Origin of the sequence: Empedobacter sp. GD03861, assembly GCF_029840885.1 — a bacterium.
GTDB lineage: Bacteria > Bacteroidota > Bacteroidia > Flavobacteriales > Weeksellaceae > Empedobacter > Empedobacter falsenii_B.
Genome location: NZ_JAOCDJ010000016.1, coordinates 23,333 through 44,022, shown reverse-complemented (window position 1 = coordinate 44,022; position 20,690 = coordinate 23,333). Strand labels below are relative to the sequence as shown.

The following is a 20,690-nucleotide window of genomic DNA, read 5'->3' as shown; positions in this document are numbered from 1 at the left end:
TTTTTAGTAAGCAGCGTCTTTGATACGAGCTTTTTTACCACGTAATGCTCTGAAGTAGAAGATACGAGCTCTACGAACTTTACCTTTTTTGTTTACTTCAATTTTTTGTAACGCTGGCATGTTAACTGGGAAGATACGCTCTACACCAACATCTCCAGACATTTTACGGATTGTGAAAGTTTCTGTAGTTCCTTGTCCTCTTCTTTGGATAACAACCCCTTTAAAGAACTGAACACGAGTTTTTCCACCCTCTGTAATTTCTTGATAAACTGTAATAGTATCACCTGCTGCGAAAGCTGGGAACTCTTTTTTAGCTACGTATTTCTCTTGTACGTATTTTACTAAATTTTCCATTATTATAATTTCAATTTATTTGAATTGAGCAACTTAAACGTCTTTCGTCAGAGGTTGAACAATGTGGGTGCAAAATTAATCAAAAATCTTGATTATACAAATGATTCTCTTTCTTTTATGAATGAATTTTTATTAAATCATCTTCAAAAGATTGATTTGTTAATTGTGCTACGACTGATTTCATCGCTAAAAGTCGAGCAGTTTTTTTATCATCTGTCACAATTTCTAGCCAAGATGAACTTTCTGTTCCTGTTTGCTGAAACATTTTGTCAATGTAATTGGTATAAACATCCCATAACTCTTGTGCCTTTTGATCCAATGTTCCTAATTTCCATTGTTTCATTTCGTCATCTTTCCGATCTTGTAATCGTTCTGCTTGTTCTTCTTTCGAAATCGACAGGAAAATTTTAACCAAAATAATTCCATCATCTTGCAAAAGCTTTTCTACTTCTACTACTTGTTTCATAAACTTTGTATGTTGTTCTTCCGTACAAAATCCGAAAACAGGCTCTACAACAGCACGATTATACCAAGAACGATCAAAGAATACAATTTCACCTGCATTTGGTAATTCTTTAAAATATCGCTGAAAATACCATTGTCCTTGTTCTATTTCAGTCGGCTTTGGTAATGCTTCAACACGATATTTTTTAGGGTTTAGAAATTCTGTTATTCTCGAAATTGTTCCTCCTTTTCCAGCTGCATCACGACCTTCAAAAATAATTAACACACGTTTATTCTCTTGAATAACTTTAGATTGTATTTCTAACAATTTTTCTTGAAGTTCTTTTAATTCTTTCTCATAAGCGAGTTGTTCTTTGAACTTCTTTTCTTTTATAATATCATGTCTAACCAAAAAATCAATGATTTCTTGATTATTATTTATTTTTTCTAAATCATTTAAATCAAATTCAGCCATAGTTTTAGGTTTGATAATTAATTTTCTTCTTCTAAGTTTTGATGTTTCAAAATACGTTTATTTTTATCATCATAAGGTATTTTAGACAAAATATATTCCATCGCCTCTACTCTAGCCTTGTACTTTTTGTTGGCATCAATGATTTTCCAAGGAGCAAAATCTGTATTTGTTTTCGTAAACATTACATCTTTATAAGCTGAATAAACATCAAACAAATCTTGCGCTTTTTGATCTACAGAGCTATACTTCCATCGTTTGGTTGGTGAATTTACAATATCCGCAAAACGTTTTGCTTGTTGTTCTTTTGTAATCGAAAAATAAATTTTAATCAAATATATTCCCGAATTAATCCACATTTTCTCGACATCATTTACCTCGTTCATAAAAGTTTCATATTCCTCTTGTGTACAAAACCCATTTACAGGCTCTACAACAGCTCTATTGTACCAACTTCTATCAAAAAAAACAATTTCTCCTGCACGTGGTAACTGACGAACATAACGTTGAAAATACCATTGTCCTCGTTCTACTTCATTAGGCTTTGGCAGTGCTATAATTCTATGTTCACGAGGATTTAGATGTTCTACAATTCGACGAATTGCACCTCCTTTCCCAGCTGCATCTCGACCTTCAAAAACAATCACAACTTTTCGTTTATTTTCGGCTACCCAAGTTTGTAATTTTATCAATTCTTCTTGTAATTGCTCTATCCTATTTTCATATTTTACAGTACGCAAGGCTTTCGCAAAATTCAACTTTCCATGATCAGATTGTAAAAGTCCAACAAGACCTTTTTTGGTTTCGATTAATTTTAAATCTTTCGGTTTTAGCTCCATTTTCTTACAATTTAAAATTAATGATTCAATTCTTTTACCATTCGATAATAACGTTCAATCACATTTGGATCTACCATTAAATTTACTTCGGCATCCTCTTTTCCTTTATAATTAAACAAAGAAAGCACATAACGAATAGATTCTAATCTTGCCGTATTTTTATCATTTGCGTTGACAATAATCCAAGGCGAAAAAGAGTTGTGCGTGCGCGTAAACATTTGATTGATATAATGCGAAAATTCATCCCAAAGCTCTTGTCCTTTTGCATCGACTGGACTATATTTCCACTTTTTAAGCGGATTATTTAACCTCGAATCAAAACGTGTTTGCTGCTCCTCTTTAGTCACAGAAAACCACAATTTGACAATATATGTCCCTGATTCGTACAACATATGTTCAAATTCTGAAACTTGCACCATAAATTGCTCATATTGTTGCTCGGTACAAAATCCCATAACTGGCTCTACAACTGCTCTGTTGTACCAACTTCTGTCAAAAAAAACAATTTCACCAGCATTTGGTAACTCTTTGATATAACGATTAAAATACCACTGATTTTGTTCGACTTCTGTAGGTTTATTCAATGCAACAACACGCATAGAACGCGGATTAAGATGCTCGCGAAAACGGCGAATTGTACCTCCTTTTCCTGAAGCATCTCGTCCTTCGAAAATGATTGCAACTTTTTTCTTTTCTGTCGAAATCCAATTTTGAAGATTTACTAACTCTGATTGCAGTTTTAGTAACTCATTTTCATATTCAAACTTCTTTATCACATTTTTATAGAGAGGATTTTCTTCTTGATTTTCGACCAAAAAATGCATTAGTTCTTCGGTTGTTGTAAAATCTAAAATCTTACTTTTTTTCATAAATATTTATAGATTGTAAAATCTTTTTTAAGGTAAAAATTTTACAGAACATAAAAGTGAAGATTATGATAAATCTTTCTTTTAAAATCATAAATTTTATCATATTCAACCTCAATCAATTTGGTTAAATTTGACAATAAATTAGTTTTTTGCGCATACTATTTTTCATATCACTCATATTTTCTATCGCATTTCGTCCTTTAATGCCGATGATAGATTATGTTTTGAATTATGAAGAAATCGCAAATGAACTTTGTGAAAATCGAGAAAAACCCGAATTACTTTGTAATGGTTTTTGCTATTTGAAAGAAGAAATTTCGAAAAGTGAAAAGAATCAGCCAGAAAATCATTTTGTCAAAAATTCGGTCAAAATTTTAGATGCGATTGTTCCTCAAAAACAAATTATTTCTCCAAAAAAGTATTTTACGCAAAAAAATAAATTATCAACTGATCATTATCAAGATATTAATTCTAACTATATTATTCGTTTAGTTTTTCATCCTCCAATTGTTTAATTTTTCTTTAATAAATCTAAACTATAGAATCAGATAACAATTAATTAAAAACAAATAAACAATTTAAAATGAAAAATTTAAAAAATATATTCTCTTTAATAGTATTAGGGTTTGCATTATTTTCTTGTAATAAAGAGCAAACAAAACAAGAGAATTTTGAAGTAAAGCATGTTTCTCACGAAGAAATGAAAGCTGTAACTAAATTGGATATTGCGGTTGTGAACGAAGTTGATCCAATTTGCGGAATGAAAACTGCAGATCATTTGAGTGACACAGCTAATTACCAAGGAAAAACGTATGGTTTTTGTTCGACAATGTGCAAAGAAGAGTTTCTAAAAAATCCTGAAAAACATATCCATGAATAAACAATTAATAGCCGTTATTGTTATTATTTTAGGCGTTATAGGAACTGTTTTTTGGTTAAAAAATAAGCCTAAAGATGAACTTTACATGGTAATGAAAGTTCCGGAATTTTCGATGACGAATCAAAATAATCAAACGATTACAAATCGTGATATGTTAGGAAAAGTGTACGTTGTAGAATTTTTCTTTACAAGTTGTCCAACGATTTGTCCAGTAATGAGTAACAATTTACGCACAATAGAAGATGAAATAAATGAAGCAAACCTTGGTTTTATTTCGATTACAATTGATCCAAAACGAGATACACCTGCACGATTGTTAGAATATGCAAAACAAATTGGTGTAAAATCGCCGAATTGGCATTATTTGACTTCGGATCGAGAAGAAATTGAGCAACTTTCGGATAAATTCAATATTTATGTTGGAAAAGACGAAACAACTGCCGAAGGTCTGAATCACAGCGGAAAACTTGCATTGGTTGATAAACAAGGAAATATCAGAAGTCGATATGATAAAATGGGTGTTCCAATACTGTTTTATTCGGGACTGAATTACAAAGATCCTGAAGGAAAAGAACCTTCTCTAGCTGGAAAATATCATCCTGAAATAGAATTTTTAAAAGAAGATATAAAAAAACTTCTTGCAGAATAAAATTTAAAACCCTCCTAAAAATGGAGGGTTTTGTTTTAATTATAATTTTCTAAATCACAGCAAATTATTGTTTGTCCTGATGGAAAATTAATGGACGAAATGCATCGCGTTGTAAAAGCAAATTTATTGGAGTTGAAAACGATAAAAGCGTATCGACTTTCGACTTTACCAAACCCCGATTATATTGATGTAGATCCTGACGATTTACCTTATGACGAAAATTAAAATTTAGAAATTATGCAATCAAATTTTGAATGGTTCAGAACGTTTAAAGCAATTTACGAAACTGGAACTTTATCTGCTGCTGCACAACAATTATTTATTTCACAACCTGGTGTTATCTTACATCTCAATTCGTTAGAAGCCTATACAGGCTACAAATTATTTGATCGATCGGCGCGAAAAATGGTTCCGACTGAAAAAGGAAAAATTTTGTATAATTTTATTTTAGAACCGATTCAAAAATTAGCTGCTGCGGAGCAACATTTTTGGAAAGAAAATTTTAAAGAACATCCAGATTTCAAACCAAATTATATTGTCCCAAATATCAGTTCTATTATTCGTTGTTTGAGCGATGGAAATGGCTTTTCTATTGTTCCCGACTTTTTATGTCAAGAAGCACTAAATTCTGGTAAAATAAAATTGGTTTGGCAAGGTGAAAAACCGTTGGAAAATACACTTTATTTTGGATCTAGAAAAAATACGATTTACGAAAAAGAAATTGCGCAATTACAACAGATTTTCGAGAATAAATGGTGTAAAGATTTGGGTTAAATACTTCCCAAATCTTTGAAAAATGCAACCAATTGATGATTACTTGTAATTTGTAGCGACTCTTTTAATGAGCCCAATCTCTTTTCTACACTACTTAGACTTGCAGGTTTGATATTATTTTGTTTTAAGTGATTTGAAATATCTTTTAGCAAAATTCCATTCGAAAGCAAAGAAACTAACGTAACATCATACGAAGTTATTTCATACGTATTTTTTTGTTTGATACTACGTTTCATGTCCAATTCCAAATGCATTCCGCCCGCAAAAACAGTTTGTATCGCTTTTTTCAACTCTTTCGAATCTTCTCTTCCTTTCGCCACAAACCCATCTATATGGTATTCCTTGAAAAGATTATCCACCATATCCGCTTTCTTTTCTACCGAAAAAACAATCATTTTCAAATTTGGCTGAATTGCTTTTACAGCTTCAATTAAATCTCTTCCTCCTTTCAAGTTTTGCTCGCGGTGATCTTCTTCAAAAGACAAATCAGAAATCAATAAATCATAAGGTTGATTGTCGTGCAATGCTTTTTTCACTTTCAAGAATGCATCATCACAATAAAAAGCATAATCAGGATTTTCTACATGTAAATCTTTTAAAACTTTCTGAATTGAAATATTAAAACTCTCAAAATCTTCTGCAATTAATACTTTTTTAAACATACTTTTTATTTAGGTTATTGAATTGGAAATATGATCTTAATTTTTAGACCATTCACATTTTCAGTTTCAAAAATAACATCTCCGTTTAGATTAGAAATACGTGAAACCGTATTTTGCAAACCATTTTTAGGTTTTAAGTCCGAAATCCCAATTCCATTATCTGAATAATTGATAATAATTTGTTGGTTTTCTTCTTTAAAATTTAGTATAACTCGTGAAGCTTCGCTATGTTTTTTCATGTTCGTCAACAATTCTTGCATCACTAAGAAAACCTCTGTTTTAGCATAATCTTTTACGTTTCTCCAAAGTTCTTTTTCATTTCCAATCAAATATATTTTGACTTGTTCCGAATCATAAGAACTTATCAATTGTGCTAATTTTTCTGCAAAATTTTCTTGTTGATTTTCATCGATTTTGTCATAAGAAATATCGCGCGAAATTTCATAAACAACTTCCAATTTATCTAAAATTTGATCACGATTAAATTCTGATTTATTCTCAATATCAGACATCACATGATAAATTCCGTTCGCCACTTTATCGTGTACTTTTTTAGAATATTTCAATTCTGTTTTTTTGACTTCCAAAACCTTTTCTTGTTGCAACAAAACTTTCTCTTGCTCTAATTTTTGCTTTCTTTTTCTGTATAAAAAATATCCAAAAACAAACAAAACGATCAATAAACCGATTAGAATATAAAGTTTTAAAATATCATTTTTCTTCTTTTCATTCTCTGCTTCAGCTTTCAAAAAATCTGCACGATTTTTCTCCGAATCATAACGCACCAACGCAAATTGATTTTTCGCTCTGTTACGTTCTAACTGAATACTATCGTTTAGCTTTTGATAAGCTTCAAAATATTGTTTTGCATTTGTAGGATTTTCTAATAAAATAAGTTGTTGATAAACTTCTAATTTATCGCCCACACTCTTATTTTCGAAAGCAATTTGTTTTCTTTTATAAGCATAGTCCAAGGCTTTTTTATGATCTAAATTTGAAAAATAATCTGTTAAATGCGCATAACTTGCATTTTGTCCCCACAAATCATTTTCCTTTAATCTAATATTTAACGCTTTATTTAATTCATTTATAACATTGGACTTATTGTCTTTTAACCATTTGGTATATGCTAAATTATCAGTAATTCGCGCATATTCTTTTGGATTTTCAATTGTATTCTTATCTTTTAGTAATTCTTGGTAAATCTTTATCGCTTCATCATACTGCTTATCGTAACGATAACTATTTGCAATGTTATTTTGATTGATAATATAAACATCTTTTTCTTTAGAAAAATCAATTGCTTTTTGATAATAATCTATAGCATCATTAAAATTTCCTAAATCATGAGAAGTTTGCCCTAAAATATTATATGCACTAGAAAGTGTTTCTTTTTCTTCACTTATTTTAGGGTTTAATAATTTTACCGAAGAAATAATTAATTCTTGGCTTCCAAACCAATCTCCTTGATCTTTAGAAATAAAAGCCATATTTATCAAACATTTTGATGCTTGATGTTTGTTATTCAGTTTTATAAATTCTGAATATGCTTTATTAAAATAAACATAAGCACTATCATTCTCTTGTTTTTCATAAAACTTCCATGCTTTATCATAAGCTTTATTATCTAAATTATCCTGCTCAATCTCTTTGTTTTTAGACTGTTGACATGAAATAATAAAAAGTATAAAATAAAAAAATAAAATTTTTCTCAAATCTCCATATTTACAACCTAAAGCTAAACAAAAAACGGATAGATTACTCTATCCGTTGATGATTTATTTTTTCACAGGAACATCCCCTTTTTCTCCATTTGTATCACCGTCTATACTATCGGTTGATGTTTGTACAACTGGATGTTGATCTTGTGAAATTGTGTTTGCATTTTGATTTGGAAAAAAGAATCCCAATAAAGCGAATAATAATTGTAACATAGCTTAAATTTTTAATTTTTTGATATAGGTGCTCTTCCTCGCAAAACAGATTGCGAATAGTGTACACGAGAAAAAAAGAAGCGCTTCTTTAGTGGGAAGTTTTTTGTAGTCTTGAGAACAATTCAGGAAAAATGCTTCCCTTCAAATCACCTCAACTATTTTCGAGACTACGTTTTCAGAAATCAAGTTTTTTGTTTTTGTTTTGATTTCTACTGCAAAGTAAATACAGAACACAAAGTCGCTGTTAGACAAACAATGGACAAGTTTTGGACAATTATTGGACAGCCCGTTTTACGGGAAACCGTAATTTATTTTATCCAAAATTTGTCTACTTTGTAAAAGAATTAAAAGCGAAATGTCTACAAAAAAAGATCTATTCGAAAAAGTTTTTGAGAAAGCAAAAAATGAATGTGGGAGTTCAAGTAAAAATGGAATGTCTGTTCATTTAGAAAAAGTAATTTCAGATGATTATAATTATCCTATAACAAGCAAATCTTTCTCTCGACATTTTGATGATTTCGTGAAAGAAAACAATTTAAAGAAGGAAATAAGTCCTGATTTATTAAACATTCTTTCTTATTATATCGGTTATGAAAGTTTTGGAGATTTTAATCAAAAAAATCAGCTGATAAAAAGTGATGAAAAAGAAGTTAATGTAGAAGAAATCGTATCCGTAGAACTAATAGTAGATGATAATATTTCTGCAGAAGCAGAAATTATTAATCTTCCATCAAAAAAGAATAATTTCTTTGAGAAAATAAAACTTCAACGAAATAAAGTAATTGCTGGAAGTGGCATTGCAACTATTTTGGCTAGCGTAGGATTATTTCTTAATTCAATCAATCAAAATTCGTCTTGTATGATTTGGAAAGAAAATCATTATGAAGAAATAGAATGCGAAGAAACTTCGCCTCAAATGAATGCTGTTCCATATAACGAAATTGTTTTTCAATTGAAGAAAATCACAAAACCTGATACTTTAAATTTTGAAAATGCACTTGATAAAGTTTGGTATACAAAGAAAAATGGTGAAGTAGAATTTTATACAAATTACGGTTTACATCCCGAAAATGGCAAAACATTGAAACCTGTCACAAAATATATTTTAACTAAATATGTCTTAAATAATGAACAATAAAAAACACTCAACATGCGAGATGAAGAGTGTTTTGATTGTTAGAAATGATATATAAAATTTAGAAAATTTTAAAAAGAATTCGAATACTAAATGTGATGACTAAAAAAGCTACAGCCAAAATAGCAACTTTCTGAGGTATTTTGCCTGCTAATTTCGCAGCAATTGGCGCTGCTAAAGCTCCTCCAATTATTAAACCTGCAATGATAAAACCATGACTTACGCCCAAAGCTGCAAAAAAAGTCAACGATGCAGAAAGTGTCACAAAAAACTCGGCTAAACTAACTGTTCCTACTACTAAGTTTGATTTTTTTCCTTTTGCTAATAAAGTTGATGTCACGACAGGTCCCCAACCTCCACCACCAAAAGCATCTAAAAAACCTCCAGCAAATCCTAAAAATCCAACCCGTTTTACTTTTTTGCGTTCGATTTTTTTTCTGAATGCTAAAATAATTAATCGAATTCCGATGATCAACGTATACGAAGCTAAAATTCCGTAAGTAATTGTTTCATATTTGTTTCCCAAATAAACCAATAATAATGATCCCGAAACTGCTCCAATAACACCTGGAATAGCCAATGCCAATAATAATTTTTTGTTTACATTTCCAAATCTATAATGCGAAAAACCACTAATTCCGCTCGAAAACATTTCGGCAGTATGAATACTACCACTTATTGAAGGTAAATTAACGCCAAACAACATCATGCTTGTAGAACAGGTTACACCATATCCCAAACCAACGGCTCCGTCGACCATTTGAGCGAAAAAACCAACCGCCAACATAATGTAAAAAACATTTGGAATGTGAATCACAAAATCTTTCGCTTCCGAAAAACTCACGATTGATGACAAAGCATATCCTAAGAATAATGCAAAAAATATCAATGTAATTTCGGTTACTAAACGTTTGTATTTTTTAGTCGATTTTTTTCCTTCAAAAGAAGAAGTTAAATGATTCAAATCAGTTAGTTTTTGATTAAAATCTCCTTTGTGACTATTTCTAATTTTATTTAAACTTTCAATGTTTTCATCAATTGAATCTGGAATAACATCAGAAAAATATTCTCTCAAACGTTTTGCCATAACAGGAGATTGTCCATTTGTAGAAATCGCAATTTTAAGATGACCTTTATTCACAATCGAACCTAAATAAAAATCGCACAAATCGGGCTGATCAGCTGCATTAACCAAAATTCCTTTTGCATTTGCTTTTTGCTTCACTTCTCTCGAAGTTTCATTATTATCGGTTGCGACAATCACTAAATCTATATTTTCCAAATCACTCGATTCGAACGCATGAGTTTCGTATTTAATTGATGGATATTGTGAAAAAACATCTTTCAATTCTTGTTTAAAATCCTTTGCTACAACTTTCAAATTAATCGAAGGATTTTGTTTGATTAGCGTCGAAACCTTTTCTAATCCTACATTTCCTCCGCCAACAATCAGGAAGCGCAAATGTTCTGTTTTTAAAAATATCGGGAATAAATTATTTTTCATTGTTCTTAAAGCGATTTAACTAATTAACCGAAAAATATTTTCGATAGGTAAAATCTCCGAATGTTTCATTGTCTATTTTTTCTTTTGTATAACTTTCGAAAACTTGGTCTAACTCATTCAAAATCTCAGTTTCATTGACTTTTTCTTTGTAAATTTTGTTCAAACGAACACCATATCGATCTCCTCCCAACATCAGATTATAATGTCCAGCAGAAGTTCCGACAAAACCAATCTCCGAAACATACGAACGACCGCAACCATTTGGACAGCCCGTCATACGAATAGAAATATCATCATTTTGAAGTTGATGTTTTTCTAGCAAAGGCTCTATTTTAGTTACTAATTCTGGTAAATAACGCTGTGCTTCCGCCAGAGCCAATGGACAAGTTGGTAAAGCCACGCATGCCATCGAATTTTTTCGAAGTTCACTAATATCTTTGTGAATAGAATATTTTTCTAAAAGCTGTTCAACTTTAGCTTTATTTTCAGTAGAAATCTCACCTAACAATAAATTTTGATTCGCTGTAAAAATAAAATTATTGATATTTAATAAAGCCAATTCATGTAAAAATGCTTTCTGATTAGGCTGTACAACTCCATTCTCCACAAATAAAGTGTAATACCACGTTTTATTATTCACTTGTCGCCAATCATAAATATCAGAACGCTCCGTAAATTGATAGGGCTGAGAAGACTTTAATTTAAAACCAACACGTTTTTCTAATTCAGACTTGAAACCATCAACTGTTAATTTATCAACTGTATACTTTAGTCTCGCTAATTTTCGATCGCCACGATTCCCAAAATCACGCTGAATTGTCAACACTTCATAAGCAACTTTCAACACTTTTTCTTCAGAATCAACAAAACCAATTTCGGTTGCTAAACGCGAATATGTATTTGGATTTCCGTGAGTTGTAGACAAACCTCCACCAACAGCGATATTGAAACCTTTCAATTCATTATTTTCGATAATCGCAATCAGTCCCAAATCATTTGCAAAAACATCTACATCATTAGTTGGCGGAATAGCGATTGCAATTTTAAATTTTCGAGGTAAATAGCGGTCTTCGTATAACTCATCTTTCTCAGTTTCTCGCTCATAAATCTTTTCATTATCTACAAAAATTTCGTAATACGCTTGGGTTTTAGGCAACAAATGTTTAGATAACTTATCTGCATACGCATGAATTTGAGCGTGAATAGGTGAAACCAAAGGGTGAGAACTCGCAATTACATTTCTGTTCACATCACCACAAGCCGCAATAGAATCTAACTTTGCTTGGTCAAAAGATTGTAAAGTTGGGCGCAATTGATGTTTCAAAATTCCGTGCAATTGAATGGTTTGACGCGTTGTAATTTTCAAAACGCCTGTTCCATATTGTTCAGAAGTTTCATGAATTGCCAACCACTTATCAGCGTCAATAATTCCACCCGGAATACGCAAACGAATCATAAACGAATACAATTTGTCTAACTTTTTTTCTGCGCGTTCTTCTCGTCTATCGCGATCATCTTGCACATACATTCCGTGAAATTTCACCAAAGCTTCGTCATCTGCACGTACATTTCCAGTGTGATTATCTAGCTCTATACTTTCTTTTAACGTACCGCGAAGTCCGTCACTTTTTATTTTAATTCCTTCTATAGGAGATTGTTTTTCTATACTCATTTTATTAGTTATTGGTTGATTAGTAAACATCTTTTTGGTAGCGACCTTCTTCTTCCAATTGTTCCAGAAAATTTTTCGCTGAAACCTCATCTTGATTTGATTCTTTTGCTATTAATTCGATCAAAGCACTTTCTACATCTGTACTCATTCCGTCTTTTTGACCGCAGACATACAAATACGCACCTTCGTTTAACCAATTGTAAAGTTCTTTTCCTCGTTCTTTCACTCGATCTTGCACATAAATTTTATGTTTTTGATCTCTCGAAAAAGCTGTATCTAATTTGCTTAAAACTCCTGTTGAAAGCCATTCCTGAATTTCAGTTTGATAATAGAAATCCGAAACAAAATGTTGCTCACCAAAAAACAACCAGTTTTTACCTTCTGCGCCAATTGCATCGCGATGTGTCAAAAAACTACGAAAAGGCGCAATTCCAGTTCCCGGACCAATCATAATCACCGACTGATTTTCATCTGGAAGTTTGAAGTTTTTATTTTTATGAATGTAAAATTCTATGGATTTATCTTGCTCAAAATCTGCTAAAAACTGAGAACATAATCCAGTTTTTTGTTGATCTGAAACTGAAAAAGTATTCAGACTAACCGTTAAATGAATTTCGTTATCATGTGCTTCATTCGATGATGAAATCGAATATAAACGTGGCGCAATCGGATGCAAAAGATCTAAAATATCATCAAATTTCATTGTAGATTCTGACGAATAATATTTTGATAATAAATCAATTAAATCAATCTTAGTTTCAAGAATTTCTACATTCAAAATTGTTGCAAATTGATCGATTGATTTTTTAGAAAGTGCTCTAATATTTTTTTCTTCAAGTTCTTTTGCGCGATTTTCTTCATTGAAAAATTTTGCAATCGTTAAAATTTCGGTTTGATTATTTTTTGGATAAACACCCAAAGCATCGCCAGGTTCGTAATCTACTTGCTCATCAACTGCAATTTCGATATGATATGTTTCTTTGTTTGAACCTCTATCGTTCAAAACAATTTTATGCTTTACAATTCCTTCGTACGATTTTTTCTGCGTAGAAGAACTTTGTAATTTTTGAGGTTGAACATTTGTTGAACTTCTTTCTGATTGAATAGTTTTTAAAATTTCAGCAAACCAATTTTCGGCAATTTCCTGATAATCTAAATCTACTTTTACCAAATCAAAAACGCGTTGCGCACCAAGTTTTTCGAATAATTCATCAATTTCTTCTCCTGATTTACAAAAAAACGGATAAGACGTATCGCCCAAACCAAAAACAGCAAACTTTGTTTGATTTAATTTTAGGTCAGAATTGCTCAAATTATCATAAAATTTTTGTGCATTTTGAGGTAAATCTCCATCTCCTTGCGTACTAAAAATTAGAATTAAAAATTCTTCTTTTTCAATTTTTTCCAGTGGATATTGAAACGCATCAATCGCTTTGGCTTGAATTTTATTCTTCTTAAAAATTCCAAGTAATTGATTAGCTAATTTCTTCGCATTTCCTGTTTCAGTTCCATAGATTATTGTAGGTTTGATTGAGGTTAAAACTCTTTGTTCTTGCAGTACTTCTTGTGTTTGATTTACAACTAATCCAGCCAAATAACCATTTGTCCAAATAATTTCGTCACGTGATAATTCTTTGACTAAACTTTTTACTAAGTTCAATTTTTCGTTAGCTAGCATAAGAAATTGTTGTTTTATAGTTATCAAAATATGAATTGGAAGTTGGTTGTTCATCTAACCAAGCGAATGATTGATGCAAATTGACAACATGACCAACGATAATTAAAGTTGGTACAAAATCAAAGGTTGGTAAATGATTTTCTACAATATTTTCAAAAGTAAACACTTGCGTTTTCTGATCTGGAGTTGTCGCTTGTTGAATAACTGCTAAACCTTTTTCGGTATCAATTCCATTCAAAATTAACTGATCGGCTAAAGTTTGTAAACGTTGTCCACTCATATAAAAAACCAATGTATCTGACGTTTTTGCCCAATCTTTCCATTGTTTATCGTCAATAGATTTCAAATCGCACAACGTCAACATGCGAACTCCTTTCGAATGATTTCGTGCTGTCAACGGAATTCCCGTGTAAGCAGCAGCACCAAAAGCAGCCGAAATCCCTGGAATTATTTCGTACGGAACATGATTTTTTTTCAAGGTTTCTAATTCGTCCAAAATATTAGAGAAAAGCGAAGCGTCACCTCCTTTCAATCGAACCACTAATTTTCCTTGCATTGCAAACTCAATCATCAAGTCATTGATATCTTTTTGAGGCGTATGAATTCCTTTCGAACATTGTTTTCCGACATAAATAACCAACGCATCTTTCGACGCATATTCATCTATTAACACTGGAGAAACCAAGCGATCTGTCAAAATAACATTCGCTTTTTTGATATAATTTAATGTTTTGAGCGTCACCAATTCTGGATCTCCTGGACCAGCACCGGCCAAAATTACTTTTCCTATTGTTGTTTGCATGTTTGTAATAAATTAGTTGATTGATAAGATTGAATTGATATTTTGAAACCTTTATATTTTAGATAATTTTATTAATGAAATCGTCAATTCGAGTGGAATTTTGTATCGATAAAAAATTATGGAAAATAAAATTCATCTTAGTTCTCGATATAATTTTTATAAATTCATTTCTAAAAATCACTCGAACTGACGAATTTTAGTCAATAAACATTAAAGCTGCGACTGTATTTTTTGTTGTTTCGTCAATCAAAATGGCATTTCCTGTATGAATATTTTCTTTGAAAGAATCGAAAAATAAAGGTTGATTTGTTTTTAAAACCACTTGTCCAATATCATTTAACTTGATTTCTTCAGATGGAATAAATTCCCAATTATTAATATCCCATTGTTGATCGATTGTTTTGATTTTTGCACGAACCGAATGAAAACGATGTTGCAACACATACGTTTTTCCTTGTTGTAATGCATTATTGTCTAACCAACAAATCCACGCTTTTAGCACATTTGTAGTTTGCGGTTCTTCGGAAGTTTTTACAATTGTGTCTCCTCTACTGATATCTATATTATTTTCGAGATGAATCACAACATTTTCTCCTGCTTCAGCATGTTGTACTTCTTCCAAATGACGTTCTATTTTAACAATTTTTGATTCGATATTTGATGGATAAACTTTAATAGAATCCCCAACTTTGTAGGCTCCACTCAAAATTTGCCCCGCATAACCTCTATAATCGTGATGCTCTTCATCTTTTGGACGAATTACCCATTGAACCTGAAAACGAGCTGCTAAATTTTTATCTGTTTCAATCGAAATTGTTTCCAATTGATGCAATAATGTTTCTCCATTGTACCAAGGCGTTTTTGCAGATTTTTCGACAATATTATCGCCAACCAAAGCAGAAACTGGAATAAAAGTTACTTCATCATAATTCAATTGATCTTGAATTTGTTGAAAATTATTTTTTATCTTTTCGAAAATATCTTGTGAATAATCAACCAAATCAATTTTATTAATGGCGATAATTGCTTTTTTAATTCCCATTAACGATCCAATACTTGCATGACGTTTTGTTTGAGAAGTGATTCCTTTACGTGCATCAACCAAAATAATAATCAACTCTGAATTTGAAGCTCCTGTAATCATATTTCGCGTGTATTGCTCATGCCCAGGTGCATCTGCAATAATAAATTTTCGTTTTGCAGTCGAAAAATATTTGTATGCTACATCTATTGTAATTCCTTGTTCACGCTCGGCACGTAAACCATCTGTAATTAAAGACAAATCAATTTCGTCGTCTTCGTTTGATTTACGTTTTTCTAAAACACCTAATTGATCGGTGTGAATACTATTCGAATCGTAAAGTAAACGCCCTATTAAAGTACTTTTACCATCGTCTACGTTTCCTGCTGTTATAAATTTTAATGTATTCATTTTACTTAATTTCTATAGAACTTATAGAGTATTGTTTAAAAAAAATTTGACTTAGAAATAACCTTGTTTTTTACGGTCTTCCATTGCCGATTCTGATAATTGATCGTCCAAACGAGTTTGTCCTCTTTCGCTAATTCTTGTATTGATAATATCAGTAATAATATCGTCAATAGTAGAAGAATCTGAAGGTACAGCCGCTGTACACGTCATATCACCAACCGTTCTGTAACGTACTTTTTCTATCACAACTTCATCTTCTGCATTTGGCTGAATAAAATCTGAAGTCGCTATTAATTTATCATTGTAAACAATACATTCGCGCTCATGAGCAAAGTATAAATTTGGCAATTCGATGTTATTTTGTTTGATATAATTCCAAACATCTAATTCTGTCCAATTGCTAATCGGAAAAACACGAACATTATGTCCTTTTTCAATTCTTCCATTCAAAATATTCCACAATTCAGGACGTTGAAGTTTCGGGTCCCATTGGCCAAAATCATCACGAACTGAGAAAATACGCTCTTTTGCACGTGCTTTTTCTTCATCGCGACGAGCTCCTCCAATACATGCATCAAATTCATTTTCTTCAATCACATCTAATAACGCATACGTTTGTAAGGCATTACGAGAAGGAAAACGGCCAGAAGTTTCTTTCAGATTATATTTTTTTATAGCATTTTCTACAGAGGCTACAATCAATTTTTCACCGATTTTATCAACCAAATAATCTCTAAATTTTATCGCTTCAGGAAAATTGTGTCCTGTATCTACGTGTACTAAAGGAAAAGGAAATTTCCCTGGACGAAAGGCTTTCAAAGCTAAATGAATCAAAACAATCGAATCTTTTCCTCCTGAAAATAACAATGCTGGACGCTCAAATTGAGCAGCTGTTTCTCTCAGAATATAGATTGCTTCGTCTTCTAATTGATTTAAATAATTTTTTTCTTGACTTGACATTCTTTCTAACTTTCTAACTTATTTTTTGACAATAAAAAACTCCTCAAAATTTTGGAGGAGTTCATGAACTATTATTTTCGTAATTAATACATCACAACATATTCCTCCTCTTGTAAAGAGCGACACATATACATTGACATATTAAATACTATTTTTTTCATTTTTCTTGTTTCATTTCTGAGTTCAAAATTATATTATTTTTCTAAATAAATATAATTAATAGAATAATTTAAATAACAAACCTATTTTTTAAACAATTTAAAGAAAATTATCCTAAATAAATTTATTCAATAAAATAATAATCTATAAAACCGATAGATTTTATGTTGTAAAAGTAAAAATTTTATTTAAAATACAAAGATTGATTCCAAAAAAAGATAAAAAATTGAATATTTCGGGGACTTCCTTACCTTTGCAAAATGTCAAGAAAAGCGAAACAAAAAATCATATTAAATAATATAGAAGTTTTACGTGCTGGTGCAAAAGGTGTATCGGTTGGTAAAACAGAGGAAGGGAAAACGGTTCTGATAAAAGGCGCAATTCCAGGAGACGTTGTAGATGTACACGTTTTGAAGAAAAAAAGCAGCTATTTAGAAGGACAAGCAATCGAAATTCACACAAAATCTCCTTATCGCGTTCAGCCAGAATGTGAGCATTTTGGTGTTTGCGGTGGTTGTAAATGGCAAGATATGAGCTATGATGCGCAATTAAAATTTAAGCATGACGAAGTGGTTAACAATTTGGTTCGTATCGGAGGTTTCAAAGATTTAGATGCTGAAATTGTTCCAATTTTAGGTTCTAAAGAACAATATTTTTACCGTAATAAATTAGAGTTTACTTTTTCTAATGCACGTTGGTTAACGTTAGAAGAAATTCAATCAGGTAAAGAATTTGACGACCGCGACGTAGTTGGATTCCATATTCCTGGCGCTTGGTCTAAAGTTTTGGATGTTACAAAATGTCACTTACAACGTGATCCTTCGAATGCGATTCGTGTCGAAGCAAAACGATTTGCATTAGAACATCACTTGGATTTCTTTGACTTAAAAAATCAAGAAGGTTTGTTGAGAACGTTAATGATTCGTACTTCTCAGAATGGACAAGTAATGGTTTTAGTTCAATTCTTCCGCGAAGAGAAAGAAAATCGTGAAGCTTTCTTACAAAACCTAAAAGATAAATTCCCTGAAATCACATCTTTATTGTATGCGATTAATCCAAAACAAAACGATTCTGTTTATGATTTAGATATCGAAGTTTTTGCTGGAGATGATCATATTATGGAAAAGATGGAAGATTTGAACTTCAAAATTGGTCCAAAATCTTTCTATCAAACAAATCCAGAACAAGCTTACGAATTATATAAATTAACACGTGATTTTGCAGGTTTAACTGGAGATGAATTAGTATACGATTTATATACTGGAACTGGAACGATTGCGCAATTCGTTTCGAAAAAAGCGAAAAAAGTAGTTGGTGTAGAATCTGTTCAAGAAGCAATTGATGCAGCAAAAGCGGCAGCAAAATTTAATGGAATTGATAATTGTGATTTCTATTGTGGTGACATGAAAGATGTCTTGAATCAAGATTTCATTAACGAACACGGAATTCCAGATGTAATTATTACTGATCCTCCACGTGATGGAATGCATAAAAAAGTGGTTGAAAATATTTTGTTTATGAATCCTAAACGTGTTGTTTATGTTTCGTGTAACTCTGCTACACAAGCGCGCGATTTAGAATTGATGAAAGATCAATATAAAATTGTTAAAGTTCAACCAGTTGATATGTTTCCACAAACACATCATGTAGAAAATATTGTACTTTTAGAGCGAATTTAAAATTCAATCAAAAAAAAATGAAAAATATTCAACGTTTTCTAGCCTACTCAATTTTTGCTTCTATAATTTCTTTAGCATTTTATAGTTGCGAAGATGATGATATTTGTACCGACGAAGGTGATGTTCCACGCATGGTTGCTAATATGTATTATGATGGAACTAATGTTCCTTTGGAAGATTCTATTTATTATTGGGCTTATGTTTATAATGATTCGATTACGAAAGGAATTAGAGAAGCTACAGGAACGAGTAAAGATACTGTCTTAATCGAAAAAAATTCTGCTTTAGGAAAAACGAGTTTCGGAATTGCTTTGCGTCAAAATAGTAAAAAAGAGATTTACTATACTATAGCGCAAGGTCCAGATATAGATGTAAAAGATTCTATAACGGGTAAAGTCATCAGAACAATTCCTGCAAAACGTGATCGATTGATTTTAAAATACGATACGCTTGGAAATGGCTATACTTCTAAAGCTTGTGGTTTTGGATTAACTTTTAAAGGAGTTGATGTAAAATTGGTAACAAAAACTGGAAATGGAGCTGGAAATTGGATAAAGAAAATAGAAACTGTAAATACTGAAATTAAAGATGGTTCGACAACTATTATTAAGCTTTTTGCTGACGAGCGCAATTAATTTTGCATTTGGTCAAGAAAATAAAACTGATTCGACAAAAGTTTCCGTTACAGATTCTATTCCAAAGAAAAAACACCATGATATTTTTATCGGTGTAGATGTTTTCAATCCGATTGTTTCTGCTTTCAACGATAAAAAAGGTGTTAGTGCTTATGCTTCTTATCAAATCAATAATAAGTGGCATGCTGTTGTAGAAGCTGGTTTCGAGAAAAATAAGTTCGATGAAATCAATTGGAATGTTGATGTTGACGGCGTTTTTGCAAAACTTGGTGCAAACTGGTTTATAACGCAAGATGTAGAAAATCAATCGAACGGAATTTACATTGGTGGACGAATTGCGTATTCTAAATATTCGCAAACCATTAATAGTTATCCGATTAGAGATTTACAATCTAATGAGATTACAGGAACAGGAAGTTTGCCAAAAGCGAATGTAAGCAGTTATTGGATAGAAGCTGTGGTTGGTGGACGTGTAGAGATTTTCAAGAATTTTTATGGTGAATTAGCCTTGCATCCTGCAGCTTATATTGGTGGTAAAAAAGATCAAGGAATTGATCCTTTGGTTATTCCTGGTTATGGGAAATATAGTGGTCCTTTTAATATGCCTGTTTTTTGGGGAATTGCTTATAAGATAAAGTAAAACTAAGGTTAAGATTTAGACTAAAGTTAAGATAAAGTATACAAAAAAAGGAACTCTAAATTGAGTTCCTTTTATGTTGATGCGAAGCTGAAATGAATTCAGCTTGACATTCTTTCTCTACATTATCATTAATAATCCTTAAATTAGTTTATCTAACGAAGTCATCCTGAACTCGTTTCAGGAACATATCATATAAGGAATTCTTATGAAAATATATTATGTTTATATACTTACAAACAAATATCGAACTGTTTTCTATATTGGAGTTACCAACAATTTAATTAAAAGAATAGAAGCTCATAAAGAAGGAATTGGTTCAGCTTTCACTCAAAAATACAATGTAAAATCATTAATTTATTTTGAAGATTTTACTTCAATTAGTCAAGATATGTTAAGAGAAAAGCAATTGAAAAATTGGAAACGGGAATGGAAAATTAATTTAATTAAATCTAAAAATCCAAATTTAGAAGATATTAGTATTCTATAATAAACAAAAAAGGAACTCTAAATTGAGTTC

23 protein-coding genes are annotated in these 20,690 nt (G+C 31.4%); 10 read left to right on the top strand and 13 right to left on the bottom strand.

Annotated features, from left to right (window positions below):
- Positions 1 to 3 precede the first annotated feature (3 nt).
- From rplS to ppk2 (N5D03_RS09280), 4 genes are all read right to left on the bottom strand, one after another.
- Positions 4 to 354, bottom strand: coding sequence for a 50S ribosomal protein L19 (gene rplS, locus N5D03_RS09295; protein ID WP_019975296.1), 351 nt, complete (start codon positions 352 to 354; stop codon positions 4 to 6).
- Between the two features lie 115 nt (positions 355 to 469).
- Positions 470 to 1,273, bottom strand: a complete 804-nt coding sequence (gene ppk2 / locus N5D03_RS09290; RefSeq protein ID WP_280051459.1) for a polyphosphate kinase 2 — start codon at positions 1,271 to 1,273, stop codon at positions 470 to 472.
- A 17-nt stretch (positions 1,274 to 1,290) separates the two neighbouring features.
- Positions 1,291 to 2,109, bottom strand: coding sequence for a polyphosphate kinase 2 (ppk2, locus tag N5D03_RS09285; RefSeq protein WP_125348818.1), 819 nt, complete (start codon positions 2,107 to 2,109; stop codon positions 1,291 to 1,293).
- Between the two features lie 17 nt (positions 2,110 to 2,126).
- Entirely contained in the window at positions 2,127 to 2,978 is an 852-nt protein-coding gene (gene ppk2 / locus N5D03_RS09280; protein ID WP_125348817.1) for a polyphosphate kinase 2, read from the bottom strand.
- A 209-nt stretch (positions 2,979 to 3,187) separates the two neighbouring features.
- Between ppk2 (N5D03_RS09280) and N5D03_RS09275 the strand changes: the two genes are divergently transcribed.
- The 5 genes from N5D03_RS09275 to N5D03_RS09255 all read left to right on the top strand — a co-directional run bounded on the left by N5D03_RS09275 (position 3,188) and on the right by N5D03_RS09255 (position 5,281).
- Entirely contained in the window at positions 3,188 to 3,493 is a 306-nt protein-coding gene (locus tag N5D03_RS09275) for a hypothetical protein (RefSeq protein ID WP_125348816.1), read from the top strand.
- A gap of 68 nt (positions 3,494 to 3,561) precedes the next feature.
- Positions 3,562 to 3,858 (top strand): YHS domain-containing protein, encoded by a 297-nt coding sequence (locus N5D03_RS09270; RefSeq protein ID WP_038332307.1) that lies wholly within the window; start codon positions 3,562 to 3,564, stop codon positions 3,856 to 3,858.
- The gene (locus tag N5D03_RS09265; protein WP_038332309.1) at positions 3,851 to 4,507 is read left to right on the top strand and encodes an SCO family protein; all 657 of its coding nucleotides are present in this window, start codon (positions 3,851 to 3,853) and stop codon (positions 4,505 to 4,507) included. Before N5D03_RS09270 ends, N5D03_RS09265 begins: the two co-directional genes overlap by 8 nt.
- A 90-nt stretch (positions 4,508 to 4,597) precedes the next feature.
- Positions 4,598 to 4,732, top strand: a complete 135-nt coding sequence (locus N5D03_RS09260) for a hypothetical protein (RefSeq protein ID WP_280051458.1) — start codon at positions 4,598 to 4,600, stop codon at positions 4,730 to 4,732.
- Positions 4,733 to 4,744: 12 nt separating this feature from the next.
- Positions 4,745 to 5,281, top strand: coding sequence for a LysR family transcriptional regulator (locus N5D03_RS09255; protein WP_280051457.1), 537 nt, complete (start codon positions 4,745 to 4,747; stop codon positions 5,279 to 5,281).
- On the opposite strand, the gene N5D03_RS09250 is transcribed toward N5D03_RS09255, so the two are convergent.
- The 3 genes from N5D03_RS09250 to N5D03_RS09240 form a co-directional block, all read right to left on the bottom strand.
- Complete coding sequence (locus N5D03_RS09250; RefSeq protein WP_219035053.1) at positions 5,278 to 5,943, bottom strand: response regulator; 666 nt, start codon at positions 5,941 to 5,943, stop codon at positions 5,278 to 5,280. The genes N5D03_RS09255 and N5D03_RS09250 overlap by 4 nt on opposite strands.
- Before the next feature lie 14 nt (positions 5,944 to 5,957).
- A complete protein-coding gene (locus N5D03_RS09245; protein ID WP_280051456.1) occupies positions 5,958 to 7,658 on the bottom strand; it encodes a tetratricopeptide repeat-containing sensor histidine kinase in 1,701 nt (566 codons plus the stop codon).
- Between the two features lie 63 nt (positions 7,659 to 7,721).
- On the bottom strand, positions 7,722 to 7,877 hold the full coding sequence (locus N5D03_RS09240; protein ID WP_280051455.1) for a hypothetical protein: 156 nt from the start codon (positions 7,875 to 7,877) through the stop codon (positions 7,722 to 7,724).
- A 355-nt stretch (positions 7,878 to 8,232) separates the two neighbouring features.
- Here N5D03_RS09240 and N5D03_RS09235 point away from each other — a divergent pair, with 355 nt between their 5' ends.
- Positions 8,233 to 9,015 carry a hypothetical protein gene (locus N5D03_RS09235; protein WP_280051454.1) on the top strand — a complete coding sequence of 261 codons (783 nt, stop codon included), beginning with the start codon at positions 8,233 to 8,235 and terminating at the stop codon, positions 9,013 to 9,015.
- Between the two features lie 58 nt (positions 9,016 to 9,073).
- Here N5D03_RS09235 and N5D03_RS09230 read toward each other — a convergent pair whose 3' ends face one another.
- The 6 genes from N5D03_RS09230 to cysD form a co-directional block, all read right to left on the bottom strand.
- Positions 9,074 to 10,516, bottom strand: a complete 1,443-nt coding sequence (locus N5D03_RS09230) for a TSUP family transporter (protein ID WP_280051453.1) — start codon at positions 10,514 to 10,516, stop codon at positions 9,074 to 9,076.
- A gap of 19 nt (positions 10,517 to 10,535) precedes the next feature.
- On the bottom strand, positions 10,536 to 12,188 hold the full coding sequence (locus N5D03_RS09225; protein ID WP_280051452.1) for an NADPH-dependent assimilatory sulfite reductase hemoprotein subunit: 1,653 nt from the start codon (positions 12,186 to 12,188) through the stop codon (positions 10,536 to 10,538).
- A gap of 19 nt (positions 12,189 to 12,207) precedes the next feature.
- Positions 12,208 to 13,866: a flavodoxin domain-containing protein gene (locus N5D03_RS09220; protein ID WP_280051451.1), complete on the bottom strand. Its 1,659-nt coding sequence runs from the start codon at positions 13,864 to 13,866 to the stop codon at positions 12,208 to 12,210.
- Positions 13,856 to 14,668, bottom strand: a complete 813-nt coding sequence (gene cobA, locus N5D03_RS09215; protein WP_125348807.1) for a uroporphyrinogen-III C-methyltransferase — start codon at positions 14,666 to 14,668, stop codon at positions 13,856 to 13,858. Before cobA ends, N5D03_RS09220 begins: the two co-directional genes overlap by 11 nt.
- Before the next feature lie 196 nt (positions 14,669 to 14,864).
- On the bottom strand, positions 14,865 to 16,100 hold the full coding sequence (locus tag N5D03_RS09210; protein ID WP_125348806.1) for a GTP-binding protein: 1,236 nt from the start codon (positions 16,098 to 16,100) through the stop codon (positions 14,865 to 14,867).
- Between the two features lie 51 nt (positions 16,101 to 16,151).
- Entirely contained in the window at positions 16,152 to 17,060 is a 909-nt protein-coding gene (gene cysD / locus N5D03_RS09205; RefSeq protein ID WP_280051450.1) for a sulfate adenylyltransferase subunit 2, read from the bottom strand.
- A gap of 419 nt (positions 17,061 to 17,479) precedes the next feature.
- Between cysD and rlmD the strand changes: the two genes are divergently transcribed.
- The 4 genes from rlmD to N5D03_RS09185 all read left to right on the top strand — a co-directional run bounded on the left by rlmD (position 17,480) and on the right by N5D03_RS09185 (position 20,660).
- Positions 17,480 to 18,898, top strand: coding sequence for a 23S rRNA (uracil(1939)-C(5))-methyltransferase RlmD (rlmD, locus tag N5D03_RS09200; RefSeq protein WP_221856669.1), 1,419 nt, complete (start codon positions 17,480 to 17,482; stop codon positions 18,896 to 18,898).
- 17 nt (positions 18,899 to 18,915) lie between these two features.
- A complete protein-coding gene (locus N5D03_RS09195; RefSeq protein ID WP_280049908.1) occupies positions 18,916 to 19,533 on the top strand; it encodes a DUF6452 family protein in 618 nt (205 codons plus the stop codon).
- Entirely contained in the window at positions 19,487 to 20,173 is a 687-nt protein-coding gene (locus tag N5D03_RS09190; protein ID WP_280051449.1) for a DUF6048 family protein, read from the top strand. Before N5D03_RS09195 ends, N5D03_RS09190 begins: the two co-directional genes overlap by 47 nt.
- Before the next feature lie 205 nt (positions 20,174 to 20,378).
- A complete protein-coding gene (locus tag N5D03_RS09185; protein WP_125348802.1) occupies positions 20,379 to 20,660 on the top strand; it encodes a GIY-YIG nuclease family protein in 282 nt (93 codons plus the stop codon).
- Positions 20,661 to 20,690: the final 30 nt, after the last annotated feature.